The following is a 13,270-nucleotide window of genomic DNA, read 5'->3' as shown; positions in this document are numbered from 1 at the left end:
ATGAAGGCACTGACCTGGCAGGGCAAGCGGAACGTGACGGTGGAGGAGGTCGCCGACCCGGTGATCCAGCAGCCGGCGGACGCCATCATCCGGATCACCTCGTCGGCCATCTGCGGCTCCGACCTGCACCTCTACGAGCTCCTGGGGCCGTTCCTCGACCGCGGAGACATCCTCGGGCACGAGCCGATGGGCGTCGTGGTGGAGGTCGGCGCGAACGTCACGAAGCTGAAGCCCGGCGACCGGGTGGTGATCCCCTTCACCATCTCGTGCGGCGTGTGCTTCTTCTGCCTCCGGGGGCTGCAGTCGCAGTGCGAGACGACCCAGGTGCGCAAGTACGGCAGCGGCGCGGCGCTCTTCGGCTACACCAAGCTCTACGGCCAGGTCCCCGGGGGGCAGGCGGAGTACCTCCGCGTGCCGTTGGCCGACTACAACCACATCCCGGTCGCGCCGGACCTGCCCGATGAGCGCTACCTCTTCCTCAGCGACATCCTGCCGACGGCGTGGCAGGGCGTGGAGTACGCGCAGCTCCCCGAAGGCGGCACCCTCGCGGTGATGGGCCTCGGACCCGTCGGACAGTTCGTCAGCCGGATCGCCCGCCACCGCGGTCACCGCGTCATCGCGGTCGAACCGGTGGCGGAGCGGCGCGCGATGGCCGAGCGGCACGGCATCGAGACGCTCGACCTCACCGACACGACCGTCGAGGAGATCCGCGATGCCACGGAAGGCCGTGGCACCGACGCCGTGGTGGATGCGGTGGGGCTGGAAGCGCACGGCAACAGCGGAGTGGAGTTCCTGCAGAAAGCGGTCGGCCTGCTGCCCGATCCCGCAGCGCGGCAGATGCTCGACAAGGCCGGGGTCGACCGGCTCGCGGCGGTGTACGCCTCGATCGACGCCGTCCGCCGCGGTGGCACGGTCTCGCTGAGCGGCGTGTACGCGGGCGATGCCGACATCCTGCCGATGAAGACCCTCTTCGACAAGCAGATCAGCCTCCGGATGGGCCAGTGCAACGTGAAGAACTGGATCGACGACCTCCTCCCGCTCGTCGAGGACCCGTCGGATCCCCTGGGCGTGATGGATCTGACGACGCATCACGCGGCGCTGGAGGATGCCCCGGAGCTGTACCGGACGTTCCAGGAGAAGAAGGACGGCTGCATCAAGGTCGTGCTGCACCCCTCCGCCGCCTGACGGGCCCGTCGAGGGACCCGGGAGCAACCCGTGTTGACAGAGCTTCGGCAAGCAACGTAGGTTGACAGCATGGAGTCCCTCGACATCGCCCGCACCGCGGCGGACACGACCGATCCGCGTGCCGGGCTGCGCGCCGTGGCCTCCCTCCGGACTCTCGCCGACGCGCTCGAGCTGCGTCAGGTGGAGGCCGCGCTCCGCGCCGGAATGAGCTGGCAGACCATCGCGGATGCCCTCGGCGTCACGCGGCAGGCCGTGCACAAGAAGCACAGCCGCCGGATCGACCCCACCATCCCGGTGCCGCGGAGGAACGCATGAGCCGGTTCACGCAGGCGGCCGCCACCATGCACACGCTGTCGCTCGCGGCGATGGAGGAGGCGTCGCGCCTCGGCGTGCATGACGCGGACATCGATCATCTGCTGCTCGCGCTCACGCTCGATGCGGACACCGGCGGACAGGTGCTCCGGAGGGCCGGGATCCGCCTCGATACCGCCCGGGCCGCCGTCGAGGCGCAGCACGCGGGGCAGCTCCTCGCCATGGGGATCGATGCCCCGGCGGTGGGTCCGGGGCGCATCGTCTTCCACGAGACCGACGGCTACGACTGGACCGAGCGTGCCCTCGCGGTGCTCAGAGCCGCGTCCCAAGGAGGTCGCCGCGGGGACTCCGCCGCCGTGCTTCGCGCCCTGCTCGCAGAACCCAGCGGCCTGATCGCCGCCATCCTCGGTCGACTCGCCGTGACGGAAGACGACCTCACGGCCCAGCTCGACGAGGTCGAGGGCACCGCGCGCTCCCTACAGCCGGGCCGAAAGGGGGCTGCCGGGGGGATCACCGGGTCTCGGTCGATGTTCGTGCCCGCCGCCGACGCCGAGGTCCGGGCCGTGCTCGCCGACCCGGAACGGCTCCCGGAGTGGGAGCAGAGCGTCGCCAGCGTTCTCCCCGCCGGGAGTGACGGCCCCTGGGAGGCGTTCGCCCCGACCACAGCGCCGGACGGACGGCCCCTGCGCCGCAAGCCCGAACTCCATCGCCTCTGCGTGATGCGGGAGGAGGACGAGTCCGGGGCCGTCACCTGGCGCTTCGAGTACCCCGACGCGCCCCACGCGAATCCGCGCACCCTCACGATGGCACTCGAACCGGCCGCGGGCGGGACGCAGATCCGCGCGACGATGACGTGGGAGACCAGGCCCCGCGGTCCGGTGCGGCGGGTGCTGCGGGCACCACTTATGCCGCTCTGGCGCGGCGTCGTGTTCATCCAGCTCGCGCAGGTCGAGAGCGGGATCAGCCGGCTCTTCCGCTGAGCGTCGGCTCAGTCGTCTTCGTGCCGCGGACCGACACCAGGCTCCCTGCTGTGGGTCGACTCGTAGGCGGGCTCCGGCGGGTTCTTCGACGACGGATCGACGCGGGCCGCGTTTCCGGCCCCGGCGTCCGCACCGGCGCCACCGGCGGGCACGTCCTGCAGGGCGTCGGGGTCGTCGCCGCCCCGTTCGGCGAGGTGTGCCGCGACGCCCTCGCGGGAAGGCTCCGCGTCGGATTCGCCGTCCTTCTCCTCCGCGAGCCGCAGGGCCTCCTCCGACAGCAACGGCTCATCCGGGTACATGAAGGCTTCCGGGTTCGACATGACGCGCTCCTCTCGTAGCGGAGACTCCAGAGTGCGTCGGATCCGTGCTGAGGACAAGGCCCGTTGACAGGTCGTCGTCGCCCCGGTATCCCCGGTGGGCGCGGCGGAGGACCGCCGCCCCCACCGGGCCGGAGTCCTCAGCTCTTCGCGCCCTTGCGAGGCTTGAGGAACTCGTCCGGGGCGTTCTTCGCGCGCTTCGCCGCCCGCTTCTCCTTGAGCGAGAGCTGCGGCGCCTTCTTCCCTGCGCGACCCGGTGTGGACTTTCCTGACATGGCGCTTCCCCTTTGTGACTGGCTGGCGTAACCCCCGACCATACCGGGAAGCACAGGGAAGTCAAATTTCCCGCTGAACGGGAGAAAAACGCACGCGGGAATCGCTCAGGACCGCATCCGGCGTGAGGACGATTCGGCGACTTCTTTTGAATGACTCAAAATAACGTGGTACCGTCGGAGGACAGCAACCGGCCAGGCCGACCGCTCCGCACGCCCCTCACCGGGCCGCCGGCGGAGCGCGCGCCACGCGCACCGACGCGGGAAGACCACCCCGCCGCCTGACGTGCGCCTCGCGAGGGACCCCCGTCCCTCGGCGCGAGCCTGCCCATCCGCCCCGAGAGAGGAACACGCATGCCAGAGACACGACCCACTGATCAGCGCAGGACGGGGTTCACCTCGATGCCGCACGCCCTCGGTCGCGGCGGCCGCGAGGACATCGTCTGGGAGGCGCTCGAGCGGGTGGACGGCAAGCCGGCGCCCGCGATCGGCGTCATGCAGGCAGCAATGGGCACGGAGGCGCAGATCCGCCTGACCGCGGACGTGATCCGCGCCTACCTCGATGCGCACGGCCTTCGGGACACCCGGGAGTGGGCGGCACGCCAGGGCGGTGCCGCATGAGGCGCCGGCTCCGCACGGAGACCCAGGAACACGCCGACACCGTCCTCCGCCTGCAGCCGGCCGAGCTCCATGACACGGCGCCGTTCGCCCCCGGGGACGACCGCTTCGTCGCCGAGCTCGCCTCCCCCGGCCTCGGGGCGTGCTCGTTCGTGCTCGGCCCGCAGGGCACGCCTGCGCCCGCGTGGATCGTGCTCGACTACGCCGATGGGCAGCAGCGCCGGTGGCGTCGCGCGCGGCGCGCGGGCGGTCGACACTTCTTCACCCTCGTGGAGGACACGGCCAGCGCGGGGTACATCACGACTGTTGCCTGAGGCAACTTTGAGGCGTACCCTGGACACATGACCACCGGCGAAGACGTCGCCGGCATCCATCTGGCCCTCGTCCGGGTGGTGTCGGAATGGAGTGAGAGCGACCTGCAACGTCAGGTCGCCGAAGCCGTCGACGTCGCCCTCGACCCCTCCGCCATCCGCGCGCTCTACCTGCTCGGGATGAACGGGGGTGCGATGGGCTTCGGCGATCTGGCCGCGCACGCGACGCTGTCGCGGCCGACCACGTCGAAGCTCGTCGCCCGCATGGCGACGCAGGGCGTCGTCGACCCCGTGCGCTCGGGACGCACGGTCGAGGTGCGCCTGACGGACGCGGGCCGGACGGCCTACGCGCGCCTCGTCGAGGCCGGCCATCGCATGGTCGACGATGCGCTCGCAGGCTGGTCACCGGACGAGATCGACGGATTCCGCCGCCAGCTCGGCCGCTTCGTCACCGCACTGTCCGGCACGCCGCCGGTCGTGTCCATCAAGGAGGAAACCTCATGACCCGCACCTATGTCGTCACCGGATCCGCATCCGGCATCGGCGCCGCCACCACCGACCTGCTCCGCGCTCAGGGCCACACCGTCATCGGCGTCGACCTCGCCGGCGCCGAGGTCGAGGGCGATCTGTCCACCCACGAGGGCCGTCTGGCCGCGGCGAGCGCCGCGGTCGAGGCCGCCGACGACGGGATCGACGCCGTCATCGCCTGCGCCGGCATCTCGGCTCCGATCTCGAAGACGATGTCCATCAACTTCTTCGGCGTGACGGAGTTCCTGACCGCGCTGCAGCCCACGCTGAGCCTGGCGGACGCGCCGCGTGCCGCTGTGGTGTCGTCGATGGCCTCGCTGCAGCCGGTGTCACCCGAGCTCGTCGACGCCGCCCTCGCCGGCGACGAGGCGCGCGCGACCGAGATCGGCGACCGTCTGGCCGCGACCCCCGAAGCCGGGTTCCTCAACTACTCGTCCAGCAAGCGCGCCCTGTCGCGCTGGGTCCGTCGCGAGAGCGTCACCCCGGCGTGGGCGGGAGCGGGCATCCCGCTGAACGCCGTCGCTCCCGGCACGGTCACCACCGCGATGACGGCCGGCCTGCTCGACTCGCCCGAGGGCCTGGCCATGGTGGACGCCGCCGTGCCGATGCCGCTGAACTACCACCAGCCGGCGTCCTCCATCGCCGAGCTGCTCGTCTGGCTGACCAGTCCGGCCAACACCCACATGGCGGGGCAGACCATCTACTGCGACGGCGGAGCCGACGCCGTGCTGCGCGGCGACGACATCTGGTCCTGGAACGACGCCCCGCAGGGCTGAGTCCCGCCGGTCAAGCCCGCAGACGCCCCGACGGCGTGCCGCGGAGGAGCGCATACGCCCCGAGGGTGGGAGCCCGCACCGTGCCGTCGTGCCGGAGCGGGTACTCCTCCCCCTCCGGCACTGCGAGCAGCACGACGTAGCCGAGCTCCTGCGCCGCAGCCCCCCAGCCGTGGGGTACGGCGTTCCCCCGCGCCGCCTCGGTGTGCGCGCCCCGCACCCCCGCGAGGTCGCGCACCCGCAGGCGGTCGTCGCCGTCGAACTCCACGGCCACCCGCCCGAGCGGCGTCAGCGGGCCGTTCACCGGAGGCTCCAGCACCCTCCATCCGCCGGCCCGCAACCGCCCGGCGTCCCCGCCGCCTGACGGCAGCCGCAGCAGCAGCCCCGGGGCGGAGCGGCCTCCCTGGGCGAGGAGGACGAACAGGAAGGTCGGCTCCCCCTCCTTCGACCGCTGCGCCCGAGAGGAACGGCGGACGAGGGCGATCCCGCCGACCACGGCGAGCGCACCTCCGGCCGCGGGGACACCGGCGAGGAGGAATGCGACCACCACGACCGCGAGGCCGATGGCCACGCCGACCCCGCTCAGCGCGCGGGGGTCAGCGGCCGTGATCCGACCCATGCGTCCGCCCGTCCCCCTCGATCTCGCCGCCCGGCTCTGAGGCGGGCGACCCGTGCCCGGCATCCACCCGCTCGATCTCGGCCTGCGTGAGCGGGGCGAGACGATCCTCGAAGAACCAGCGCGACATCGCGGAGCGGAGGTTCTCCGTCCACGGGATGCGGCCCTTGGCGTTCGGGCGGACCACGAGCGGCTCGTAGCCGTCGACGTCGATGAGCTTCCAGCGGTCGTAGACGTCGACCGGCTGGTGCACCTCGACGAACTCGCCGCCGGGCAGGCGGACGATGCGTCCGGACTCGAAGCCGTGCAAGACGATCTCACGGTCCTTCCTCTGGAGCGCGATGCAGATGCGCTTGGTGACGAAGTAGCCGGCGAGCGGTCCGACGATGAGCAACGCCTGCAGGGAGTGGATGACCCCTTCCATGGTGAGCATGAAGTGCGTGGCGATGAGGTCGGACGAGGCCGCCGCCCACAGGACCGCGTAGAAGATGACGCCGGCGACGCCGATCGCGGTGCGGGTGGCCGCGTTGCGCGGACGCTGGGCGATGTGGTGCTCGCGCTTGTCGCCGGTGACCCACGCCTCGATGAACGGGTAGAAGAGCACCGTCAGGATGAAGAGTCCCATCACCGCCACCGGGATGATGATCCCGAACGACCAGGTGCGATCGAACAGCACGATGTCCCAGTTCGGCGGGGCGAGGCGGAGCGCCCCGTCCGCGAACCCGATGTACCAGTCCGGCTGCGTACCGGCCGAGATCGGAGACGGGTCATACGGACCATAGATCCAGAACGGGAGGATCTGGAAGAACGTTCCCAGCACCGCGATCACTCCGAAGACGAGGAAGAAGAACCCGCCCATCTTCGCCGCGTACACCGGCATGATCGGGTATCCGACGACGTTCGCGTTGGTGCGGCCGGGGCCGGCGAACTGGGTGTGCTTGTTCACGATCATCAAGAGCATGTGCACCGCGATGAGCGCGATCACCAGCATCGGCAGGATGAGGATGTGCAGCGTGTACAGCCGGCCGATGATGTCGGTGCCGGGGAACTCGCCGCCGAAGAGGAGGAAGGAGGTCCAGGTGCCGATCAGGGGGAGACCCTTGATCATGCCGTCGATGATGCGCAGGCCGTTGCCAGAGAGCAGGTCGTCGGGGAGCGAGTAGCCGGTGAAGCCCTCGGCCATCGCGAGGATGAACAGCACGAAGCCGATCACCCAGTTCAGCTCGCGCGGCTTCCGGAACGCGCCCGTGAAGAACACCCGGAGCATGTGCAGTCCGATGCCCGCGACGAAGACCAGGGCCGCCCAGTGGTGCATCTGTCGGACGAGCAGTCCGCCACGGATGTCGAAGGAGATCCGGAGGGCGGAGTCGAACGCCGCCGTCATCTCCATGCCCCGCATCGGGGCGTACGCACCGGTGTAGTGGGTCGGCACCATCGACGCCTGGAAGAAGAAGGTCAGGAACGTACCGGTGATGAAGACGACCACGAACGCCCAGAGTGCGATCTCCCCGAGCATGAACGACCAGTGGTCGGGGAACACCTTCCGCCCGAGCTCCTTCACGAGCCCCGAGATGCTGGTGCGCTCGTCGATGTAGTTCGACGCGGCACCGACGAAGCGCGTACCCCGCTTCGGCGGGGCGTCGGGCTCGGTCTGGTCGCGAGTGTCGGTCGTGGCCATGATGCGTGTCCTCTTCGGGATCGGTCAGGGGGTGGTCGGGGTCTGGGTGGTGTCGGAGAACGGGCCGACGCGCGTCAGCGCTCGCTGCGCACGGCCGCCGCGCGGGCGCGCAGAGCCGTCATCCGCCGCTCCACCCGGCGCAGCTCGAGCCAGGCATCGACATCGCGGATCTCGAGCGCTGCCAGGTCGCCCTCCGTCAGGGCGTGCAGCCGCTCGTGGGTCAGCTCGTCGTAGCGCACGGCGTGGTCGTACCCGCGTGCGAAGGCACGCGACAGCCCGAGGATGACGGTGAGGATGGCCAGCCCGATGATCGTTCCGAAGAGCGCGTCCACGGAACCTCCCTTCCGAGGATGCGGCGATGCGGTCGGCGGAAGGGCGGGGCACCGAGAAGGCCGGCATGCACGGAGAGGCGGAGGCTGCGGGGGCGGTTCCACCGGCGAGATGCGACACGAGACGACCTTCTTGGTCAGTCTTGTCGCTCTGCGGGTACTGCGCCCTCGTCCGCAGGTTCGGGTTGCGAACCTGCGGCCACCGTAGCAGAGAGCGCGCCGCGGTCGCCAACCACGACCATCGCCCGTCTGCACAGGTGGTGTTGTGTTTCGCGGGTTACCCTGGGAGGGCTCCGGCACCCGGAGCAGCGGACGAGGGAGCAGTACCCGCACACGACGACTGACTCGCAGAAGGAGTCGTCATGTCCTGGGTGATCCTCGTCGCATCCGGCGTTCTCGAGGCGGTGTGGGCGACCGCGCTGTCCGCGTCGGAGGGGCTGAAGAAGCCGCGCCCGACGGTGCTCTTCCTCGTCGCCCTCGCCCTGAGCATGGTGGGCCTCGCGTGGGCCATGAACGACCTGCCGACGGGAACCGCCTATGCGGTCTGGGTGGGGATCGGCGCCTCGCTCACCGTCCTCTGGGCCATGGTCACCGGCAAGGAGCGGGCCTCGCTGCCGCGCATCCTGCTCCTTCTGCTGCTGGTCGCCAGCGTGGTCGGGCTGAAGGTGGTGAGCTGAGATGGCCTGGGTGATCCTCCTGATCAGCGCCGTCCTGGAAGCCGTGTGGGCGACGGCCCTGGGGTCCTCGGCCGGGTTCTCGAAACCGCTGCCGACAGTGGTCTTCCTCGGCGCGCTGACCCTGAGCATGATCGGCCTCGGCGCCGCAATGAAGTCGATCCCGATCGGCACCGCCTACGCGGTGTGGGTCGGTCTCGGGGCGGTGCTGACGGTGTCCTGGGCGATGCTCACCGGTGGGGAGAGCTTCTCGGTCGGTAAGGCCGTGTTCATCGCCGGGATCGTGGCTGCCGTCATCGGACTCAAGCTCGTGAAGACGCCGGCGCGTACGATCGAAGTCTGCGCACCCGCGCAGCGCTGCGAGCAGGACGACCTGACGTAAAGGATCATCCGGGGACGGCCCCGGTCGTCGAGGAGCGTTCCATGTCCGGATCGTCGATGACGTCGTTCATCACCCGCACCGATGTGCTGCGCGTGGCGCTGGGGTGGGGGGCGTTCGCCGCCCTGCTCGCCCTGCATCCGCTGCTGGCGCCGCCGGTGCCCGGACCGCTCCTGGTCGTCACCCTCCTTGCGATCGTGACCGTCATCCTCGTCTGTGCCTTCGGCGTCGTGAAGCAGGCGGAGGCCCTCGCCCACCGGCTGGGCGACCCCTACGGTTCCCTGGTGCTGACGCTGTCGATCGTGCTCATCGAAGTGATCCTCATCTCGGCCGTCATGCTCGGGCCGGGCGAGCACGCCACGATCGCGCGCGACTCGGTCATGGCCGTGTCGATGATCATCCTCAACCTCGTGATCGGTCTGGCCCTCCTCCTCGGCGGCCTCCGCCATCGGGGGATGGCGCACAACCGCACCGGTACGTCCGCGTACCTGTCGATGCTCGTGGTGCTCGTCGCTCTCGCATTCGGGCTCCCCGGCCTCATCGGCGACGGCGGTGCCTACACGATCGGGCAGGAGATCCCGATCATCGTGCTCACCCTCGCCCTCTACGCGTTCTTCCTGTTCCGGCAGATGGGTCCGCAGGCCGATGACTTCACCGAGGTCGACGAGCGGCTGCGGTCCGCGGGCCGTCCGACCGCGACAGCGGAGCCGCGGGTCCCCGTCCGGCAGGTGCTCGCCACCCATCGTGTCGAAGTGCTGACCCGCCTCGCCCTCCTCGTCGTGACGGTCCTCCCCATCGTGCTGCTCTCGCACGACATGGCGGCGCTCCTCGACGACGGTCTCGGACGGCTCGGCGCCCCCGTCGCTCTGGCGGGCCTCCTGATCGCAGGCATCGTGTTCCTCCCGGAGTCGATCACCTCGATCCGCGCGGCCCTGAACGGCGAGGCGCAACGAGTGAACAACCTCTGCCACGGCGCGCTCGTGTCGACGGTCGGCCTGACCATCCCGGCGGTCCTCCTGATCGGCATGCTCACCGGGCAGGAGGTCGTGCTCGCCGAGTCGCCGGCGAACCTCCTCATGCTCGCCGTGACGCTGCTGCTCTCCGTCACCACCTTCGCGGCGAAGCGGGTCACCGCGATGCACGGTGCCGCCCACCTGGTGACCTTCGGGGTCTACGTCCTCGTCCTCTTCAGCTGAGCCGCCTCAGCGGGTCAGCTCGGCGTGGACGGGCTTCGGGATGAAGAGGGAGAACGTCAGCGCGCCGGCGAGCACGACGGCACCGGTGAGGAGCGCGGCGACGTAGCCACCCGCCGCGTCCCCGCTGCCGCCGAACGACGTCTGGGCCGCGTAGATCACGACGAAGCTCAGCCCTGCCCCGAGGTTGATCGCACCGGTGTTCAGCCCGGGGAGGGATCCCGGCTTCTCCGTGGGCGACAGCACGACCCCCAGGCCGTTCAACATGATGTTGCCGATGCCGGCGTAGGTGATGCCGGCCGCGACCGAGAGGAGCAGCAGGGTGATCCGCGACGAGGTCCCGACGTTCGCGACCATCAGCACGAGCACCACGATCGTGCCGACCAGTCCGATCCGCAGCATCGCCCGGTAGCCCACCGTCGCGGCGAGCCGTCCGGTGAGGGGTCCCATCAGCAGGCCCGCGAGGGCGTACGGCATCAGGATCCAGAACGACACCTCCTCCGCGCTCATCGCGAGTCCCATCGCGGTGTCCTGCGCCAGTGCAGGGACCACGCCGTTCATCACCGCGAAGATCCCGGAGAGGGTCAGCAACGATGTCGCGGAGAGCGCCCAGGTGGCACGCTGCTTCAACTGGGCGGGCGAGACGAGCGGGTCCCGCAGCGCACCCTCGAGCTTCCAGAACGCGAGGAAGGAGACCACGGAGACGACGGCCAGCACGACCACCAGGAGCACGTCCGCCTCAGCGAGCTTCCCGAGCTCGTTGAGGGCGACGAGCATCGATCCGACGGAGACGACCAGGAGCAACGACCCCCACCAGTCCATGCGCGGACGGTCCTCCGCCATCGTCTCCGGCGCGAGCAGGCGCACGACGAGCGCCGCGACCACGGCGACACCGGCCATGGTCCAGAAGATCGAGGCGAATCCGTGGTTCGTGGCGAGGTAGCCGCCGAGCAGCGCGTCGCCGCCGGCGATCCCGCCGTTGACGGCTGTCACGACGCCGAGCAGGGTGCCGTACATCTTCGGGTCGGCGACGGCCGCGCGCAGCATGATCAGGCACAGCGGCACGACGGGACCGGAGACGCCCTGGATGAGGCGACCGATGAAGAGCATCGGCACGTTCGTCGCGAGCGCCGCGACCACGCAGCCGACCGCCATCACCACGAGCATGCCGACGAGCACCCGGCGCCGTCCGATGAGGTCCCCCAGCCGCGGGAGGAAGAGGGTGAACAGGGCGGCGGCGGTGAAGAACACCGTCTGGGTGGCGGCGATCTCGGAGGCCGTCGCGTCGAGCTCGCGCTCCATCGAGACCAGCGCCGGGCTGAGCATGCTCGCGTTGAGCTGGAACGCGAGGCAGGCCGCGAGGAGGGCGACCATCAGGGGCGCGACGGCCGTTCGCGGCCGGAGGGCGGTGGTGTGCATGTCGTACTCACTTCTTCGTGTCGGTGCGGGGGCGCCGGAATGCGTAATCCTTTACGCGCGGCTTATCTTGGGAGTCGAGGCGCCGATGTCGGTGCCCGTCGGGAGTCGAGGTGCGGATGAGGAAGCCGTCGGTGACGCTGCACGATGTGGCAGCCGCGGCCGGGGTGTCGATCGCCACGGTGTCCCGCGCGCTGAACGGCAAGGAGCGCGTGTCCGGGGCCACCGCTGAGCATGTGGCGCGGGTGGCCGAGCAGCTCGGCTACCGGGTCAACCTCATCGGCCGCGGTCTGCGCGAGGGCACGGGCGCGACCATCGGCGTCGTCGTCCCGGTGATCAGCAACCCGTTCTACGGCGAACTCGTCCACCGGCTCGAGGACCACCTGCAGCGCCGCGGGTTCGATCTCGTCATCGCGGACTCGCACGGCGATGTCGACCGCGAGCGCGCGCGCCTGCGCATGCTCGTCGAGCGCCGTGTCGAGGGGGTCTTCGTCGTTCCGTCCGACGCGGAGCTGTCCTTCGACGCCGTCGCCGACACCGCCCAGCGGCTCCCGCTGGTCCAGGTCGACCGGCGGGTGCTGGACCTCGATGCCGACTTCATCGGGGTGGACAACGATCATGGCATCAGGCTCGCCGTCGACCATCTGGCCTCCCGCGGCGCCTCTCGCATCGTCCTCGTGTCGGGCAACGACGTGACGTCGGTCGGCCGCGAGCGCCGCGCCGCATTCGAGGCGATCGTGCGCGCGCGGTCGCTGCCGGTCGAGGAGAACGTGTTCGGCGAGTACCTTCTCTCGTTCGGAGAGTCCGCCGTCGCGCAGCTGCGGGCCCGCGGTCCGCTTCCGGATGCGATCGTCGCGGGGGACGACCTGGTCGCCGCGGGCGCGATCGCCGCGCTGAAGCGCGCAGGCCTGCGCGTCCCGGGCGACGTCCTCATCACGGGGTTCGACGGCACCATGCTGGCGGACGTGTGCGAGCCGCGGCTCACGACCGTGGTCCAGCCGTTCGACGAGCTCGCCGCGGAAGCGGTGGAAGCGCTCGTACGGCGGATGGACGATCCGGAGACGCCATACGCCCTGCGGCGCGTGACGCCGACCCTGCGCGTGGCGGAATCCACGTCTGCCGCACCGGAGGCGTGATCGTCAGGCCAGCGCTGCGACGGCATCCGTCACCAGGTTCCAGAAGGCCGGGACGTCCAGGGTCAGCGCGACGTCGGCGTTCGCCTCTTTGCCCAGCATGTCGTGGAGGTCGACGCAGGTCGCACCGGCCGTGAACTCGCCCGCCGTCTCGATGTCGACGTGGCAGCGCTGCACGGTGGCGACGGCGCGATCGATCGCGATGGCGACGGTGATCGGGTCGTGCAGCGGCCCCTCCGGCATCCCCTCGGCCCGGTCGTACGACGCGGAGAAGAAGCGCAGCAGCTCGACACCGAACGCCGCCGTGCGGTTGCCGACCGCCGCGATCCGCTGCACGACCTCCTCGGTGATGAGGGCCTGATGGGAGATGTTGAGTCCGACCATGGTGAGCGGCAGACCGGACGCGAACACGACCGCGGCCGCCTCGGGGTCGGCCCAGGCGTTGAACTCGGGGTAGGCGCCGACGTTGCCGCGCCCGGTCGATCCGCCCATCCAGATGATCTCCTTGATGGAGCGGGCGGCCTCCGGGTGCTGCTGGAGGAGCAGGGCGATGTTC

The 13,270-nt window shown here is 70.4% G+C and carries 18 protein-coding genes and 1 riboswitch; of the genes, 11 read left to right on the top strand and 7 right to left on the bottom strand.

Annotation, left to right across the window (positions count from 1 at the left end; translation table 11 throughout):
* From CJ226_RS04770 to CJ226_RS04760, 3 genes are all read left to right on the top strand, one after another.
* Positions 1 to 1,185, top strand: coding sequence for a zinc-dependent alcohol dehydrogenase (locus CJ226_RS04770; RefSeq protein WP_062638014.1), 1,185 nt, complete (start codon positions 1 to 3; stop codon positions 1,183 to 1,185).
* Positions 1,186 to 1,254: 69 nt separating this feature from the next.
* Complete coding sequence (locus CJ226_RS04765; protein ID WP_062637658.1) at positions 1,255 to 1,500, top strand: hypothetical protein; 246 nt, start codon at positions 1,255 to 1,257, stop codon at positions 1,498 to 1,500.
* Complete coding sequence (locus CJ226_RS04760; protein WP_062637659.1) at positions 1,497 to 2,477, top strand: SRPBCC family protein; 981 nt, start codon at positions 1,497 to 1,499, stop codon at positions 2,475 to 2,477. Before CJ226_RS04765 ends, CJ226_RS04760 begins: the two co-directional genes overlap by 4 nt.
* An 8-nt stretch (positions 2,478 to 2,485) precedes the next feature.
* Here the strand turns inward: CJ226_RS04760 and CJ226_RS04755 are convergent, their stop codons facing one another.
* Positions 2,486 to 2,797, bottom strand: a complete 312-nt coding sequence (locus CJ226_RS04755) for a hypothetical protein (RefSeq protein ID WP_102208472.1) — start codon at positions 2,795 to 2,797, stop codon at positions 2,486 to 2,488.
* Positions 2,798 to 2,934: 137 nt separating this feature from the next.
* Positions 2,935 to 3,069 (bottom strand): hypothetical protein, encoded by a 135-nt coding sequence (locus CJ226_RS18420; protein ID WP_255218720.1) that lies wholly within the window; start codon positions 3,067 to 3,069, stop codon positions 2,935 to 2,937.
* A gap of 351 nt (positions 3,070 to 3,420) precedes the next feature.
* Between CJ226_RS18420 and CJ226_RS04750 the strand changes: the two genes are divergently transcribed.
* The 4 genes from CJ226_RS04750 to CJ226_RS04735 are packed head-to-tail and all read left to right on the top strand — an operon-like array spanning position 3,421 to position 5,299.
* Positions 3,421 to 3,687: a hypothetical protein gene (locus tag CJ226_RS04750; RefSeq protein WP_071328022.1), complete on the top strand. Its 267-nt coding sequence runs from the start codon at positions 3,421 to 3,423 to the stop codon at positions 3,685 to 3,687.
* Positions 3,684 to 3,998, top strand: coding sequence for a hypothetical protein (locus CJ226_RS04745; protein ID WP_102208471.1), 315 nt, complete (start codon positions 3,684 to 3,686; stop codon positions 3,996 to 3,998). Before CJ226_RS04750 ends, CJ226_RS04745 begins: the two co-directional genes overlap by 4 nt.
* A gap of 27 nt (positions 3,999 to 4,025) precedes the next feature.
* Positions 4,026 to 4,499 (top strand): MarR family winged helix-turn-helix transcriptional regulator, encoded by a 474-nt coding sequence (locus tag CJ226_RS04740; protein WP_062637668.1) that lies wholly within the window; start codon positions 4,026 to 4,028, stop codon positions 4,497 to 4,499.
* A complete protein-coding gene (locus CJ226_RS04735) occupies positions 4,496 to 5,299 on the top strand; it encodes an SDR family oxidoreductase (RefSeq protein WP_102208470.1) in 804 nt (267 codons plus the stop codon). The genes CJ226_RS04740 and CJ226_RS04735 overlap by 4 nt, the downstream gene beginning before the upstream one ends.
* Before the next feature lie 10 nt (positions 5,300 to 5,309).
* Here the strand turns inward: CJ226_RS04735 and CJ226_RS04730 are convergent, their stop codons facing one another.
* From CJ226_RS04730 to CJ226_RS04720, 3 genes are all read right to left on the bottom strand, one after another.
* Positions 5,310 to 5,915: a hypothetical protein gene (locus tag CJ226_RS04730; RefSeq protein WP_102208469.1), complete on the bottom strand. Its 606-nt coding sequence runs from the start codon at positions 5,913 to 5,915 to the stop codon at positions 5,310 to 5,312.
* Positions 5,893 to 7,590, bottom strand: a complete 1,698-nt coding sequence (locus CJ226_RS04725) for a ubiquinol-cytochrome c reductase cytochrome b subunit (RefSeq protein WP_102208468.1) — start codon at positions 7,588 to 7,590, stop codon at positions 5,893 to 5,895. The genes CJ226_RS04730 and CJ226_RS04725 overlap by 23 nt, the downstream gene beginning before the upstream one ends.
* Positions 7,591 to 7,664: 74 nt before the next feature.
* Entirely contained in the window at positions 7,665 to 7,922 is a 258-nt protein-coding gene (locus tag CJ226_RS04720; RefSeq protein ID WP_062637674.1) for a hypothetical protein, read from the bottom strand.
* Positions 7,923 to 8,052: 130 nt separating this feature from the next.
* Positions 8,053 to 8,116, bottom strand: a riboswitch (guanidine-III (ykkC-III) riboswitch).
* 165 nt (positions 8,117 to 8,281) lie between these two features.
* Here CJ226_RS04720 and CJ226_RS04715 point away from each other — a divergent pair.
* The 3 genes from CJ226_RS04715 to CJ226_RS04705 are packed head-to-tail and all read left to right on the top strand — an operon-like array spanning position 8,282 to position 10,168.
* Entirely contained in the window at positions 8,282 to 8,596 is a 315-nt protein-coding gene (locus CJ226_RS04715; RefSeq protein ID WP_062637676.1) for a multidrug efflux SMR transporter, read from the top strand.
* A 1-nt stretch (position 8,597) separates the two neighbouring features.
* Complete coding sequence (locus CJ226_RS04710) at positions 8,598 to 8,975, top strand: multidrug efflux SMR transporter (RefSeq protein ID WP_102208467.1); 378 nt, start codon at positions 8,598 to 8,600, stop codon at positions 8,973 to 8,975.
* A 41-nt stretch (positions 8,976 to 9,016) separates the two neighbouring features.
* Positions 9,017 to 10,168: a calcium:proton antiporter gene (locus CJ226_RS04705; protein WP_102208466.1), complete on the top strand. Its 1,152-nt coding sequence runs from the start codon at positions 9,017 to 9,019 to the stop codon at positions 10,166 to 10,168.
* A gap of 6 nt (positions 10,169 to 10,174) precedes the next feature.
* Here the strand turns inward: CJ226_RS04705 and CJ226_RS04700 are convergent, their stop codons facing one another.
* Positions 10,175 to 11,584, bottom strand: a complete 1,410-nt coding sequence (locus CJ226_RS04700) for an MFS transporter (RefSeq protein WP_102208465.1) — start codon at positions 11,582 to 11,584, stop codon at positions 10,175 to 10,177.
* 131 nt (positions 11,585 to 11,715) lie between these two features.
* Here CJ226_RS04700 and CJ226_RS04695 point away from each other — a divergent pair, with 131 nt between their 5' ends.
* Positions 11,716 to 12,717: a LacI family DNA-binding transcriptional regulator gene (locus tag CJ226_RS04695; RefSeq protein ID WP_180964535.1), complete on the top strand. Its 1,002-nt coding sequence runs from the start codon at positions 11,716 to 11,718 to the stop codon at positions 12,715 to 12,717.
* Positions 12,718 to 12,720: 3 nt separating this feature from the next.
* Here the strand turns inward: CJ226_RS04695 and CJ226_RS18280 are convergent.
* On the bottom strand, positions 12,721 to 13,270 hold a 550-nt coding region (locus CJ226_RS18280; RefSeq protein WP_219719860.1), incomplete at its 5' end, for a nucleoside hydrolase.

This window comes from Microbacterium sp. UMB0228 (genome assembly GCF_002871415.1).
GTDB lineage: Bacteria > Actinomycetota > Actinomycetes > Actinomycetales > Microbacteriaceae > Microbacterium.
Note: the sequence above shows the minus strand (reverse complement) of the source record. Positions and strands in the feature narration are given on the sequence as shown.

Excerpts from the sequence above, each read along its gene's own strand:
- CJ226_RS04770 (WP_062638014.1), top strand. The coding sequence starts at position 1 with ATGAAGGCACTGACCTGGCAGGGCAAGCGGAACGTGACGGTGGAGGAG.
- CJ226_RS04765 (WP_062637658.1), top strand. The coding sequence starts at position 1,255 with ATGGAGTCCCTCGACATCGCCCGCACCGCGGCGGACACGACCGATCCG.
- CJ226_RS04760 (WP_062637659.1), top strand. The coding sequence starts at position 1,497 with ATGAGCCGGTTCACGCAGGCGGCCGCCACCATGCACACGCTGTCGCTC.
- CJ226_RS04755 (WP_102208472.1), bottom strand. The coding sequence starts at position 2,797 with ATGTCGAACCCGGAAGCCTTCATGTACCCGGATGAGCCGTTGCTGTCG.
- CJ226_RS18420 (WP_255218720.1), bottom strand. The coding sequence starts at position 3,069 with ATGTCAGGAAAGTCCACACCGGGTCGCGCAGGGAAGAAGGCGCCGCAG.
- CJ226_RS04750 (WP_071328022.1), top strand. The coding sequence starts at position 3,421 with ATGCCAGAGACACGACCCACTGATCAGCGCAGGACGGGGTTCACCTCG.
- CJ226_RS04745 (WP_102208471.1), top strand. The coding sequence starts at position 3,684 with ATGAGGCGCCGGCTCCGCACGGAGACCCAGGAACACGCCGACACCGTC.
- CJ226_RS04740 (WP_062637668.1), top strand. The coding sequence starts at position 4,026 with ATGACCACCGGCGAAGACGTCGCCGGCATCCATCTGGCCCTCGTCCGG.
- CJ226_RS04735 (WP_102208470.1), top strand. The coding sequence starts at position 4,496 with ATGACCCGCACCTATGTCGTCACCGGATCCGCATCCGGCATCGGCGCC.
- CJ226_RS04730 (WP_102208469.1), bottom strand. The coding sequence starts at position 5,915 with ATGGGTCGGATCACGGCCGCTGACCCCCGCGCGCTGAGCGGGGTCGGC.
- CJ226_RS04725 (WP_102208468.1), bottom strand. The coding sequence starts at position 7,590 with ATGGCCACGACCGACACTCGCGACCAGACCGAGCCCGACGCCCCGCCG.
- CJ226_RS04715 (WP_062637676.1), top strand. The coding sequence starts at position 8,282 with ATGTCCTGGGTGATCCTCGTCGCATCCGGCGTTCTCGAGGCGGTGTGG.
- CJ226_RS04710 (WP_102208467.1), top strand. The coding sequence starts at position 8,598 with ATGGCCTGGGTGATCCTCCTGATCAGCGCCGTCCTGGAAGCCGTGTGG.
- CJ226_RS04705 (WP_102208466.1), top strand. The coding sequence starts at position 9,017 with ATGTCCGGATCGTCGATGACGTCGTTCATCACCCGCACCGATGTGCTG.
- CJ226_RS04700 (WP_102208465.1), bottom strand. The coding sequence starts at position 11,584 with ATGCACACCACCGCCCTCCGGCCGCGAACGGCCGTCGCGCCCCTGATG.